2 protein-coding genes are annotated in these 949 nt (G+C 59.1%); both read left to right on the forward strand.

Annotated features, from left to right (window positions below; translation table 11 throughout):
* The coding region (locus ACF8E5_RS16575; protein ID WP_392475550.1) for a transposase at positions 1–321 on the forward strand (321 nt) is incomplete at its 5' end.
* On the forward strand, positions 318–949 hold a 632-nt coding region (locus ACF8E5_RS16580), incomplete at its 3' end, for a DDE-type integrase/transposase/recombinase (RefSeq protein ID WP_392475551.1). The genes ACF8E5_RS16575 and ACF8E5_RS16580, both read left to right, overlap by 4 nt.

Genomic DNA, 949 nt, shown 5'->3' on the forward strand with positions numbered 1-949 from the left:
GGTAAGCGCAACGGGCGCTGGAGCAGCGCTGACAAGTTCAGGGCAGTGCTCCAGACAGCCGCAATGAGCGAGGCAGAGATTTCGGCATACTGCCGTACCGCAGGCATTGTGCCGGCGGACTTGGTGTTGTGGCGTGCAGCGTGTGAGCAAGCCAATACGCCTACCCAGCAGGAACCCGCCAAAGATATTGCTTCGGTCAAGCGTATCGAGCAATTGGAGCGTGAGCTGCGGCGCAAAGAAAAGGCTTTGGCAGAAACGGCAGCGTTGTTGGTGCTGCGAAAAAAGGCCAATGCGATCTGGGGCAAGGGCGAGGACGAATGACCAGCGCCGCAGATCGCACCACTGCCCTTGAGTTGATCGATGCGGCTATCGAGTCAGGCGCTCGTCAGCGTGCAGCCTGCACAGAGCTGGGCATCACCGAGCGCACCTTGCAGCGGTGGCGCAACCAACCTAAAGACCGGCGGCCTGAAACGAGTCGCCCAACGCCGGCCAACAAACTGAGCGAGCAGGAGCGGCTGGCGGTTCTGGCAGCAGCCAATCGTCCTGACTGTGCAGGCCTCACTCCACATGAAATCGTGCCGAAGTTGGCAGATGAAGGCCTTTACTTGGCCTCAGAATCCACCTTTTATCGAGTGCTCAAGTCAGCAGGCCAGGCACATCGGCGTGGACGCGGCAGAAAGCCCCAAGCCAGGCCGCTCACCACGCACAGGGCAGACGGCCCGAACCAGGTTTGGTGCTGGGATATCACCTGGCTGCCCAGCACAGTCAAAGGCCGTTACTTCTACTGGTACATGGTCAAAGATATCTACAGCCGCAAGCTGGTCATGAATGAGGTGCATGAGGCAGAGAGCGCTGAACATGCCAGCGTCTTGCTGGAACGTGCCTGTCTGCGTGAAGCAATCCGCCCGGAAACATTGGTGCTTCATTCAGACAATGGCAGCGCCATGAA

The organism is Pseudomonas sp. WSY_20 (assembly GCF_043104335.1).
GTDB lineage: Bacteria > Pseudomonadota > Gammaproteobacteria > Pseudomonadales > Pseudomonadaceae > Aquipseudomonas > Aquipseudomonas parafulva_B.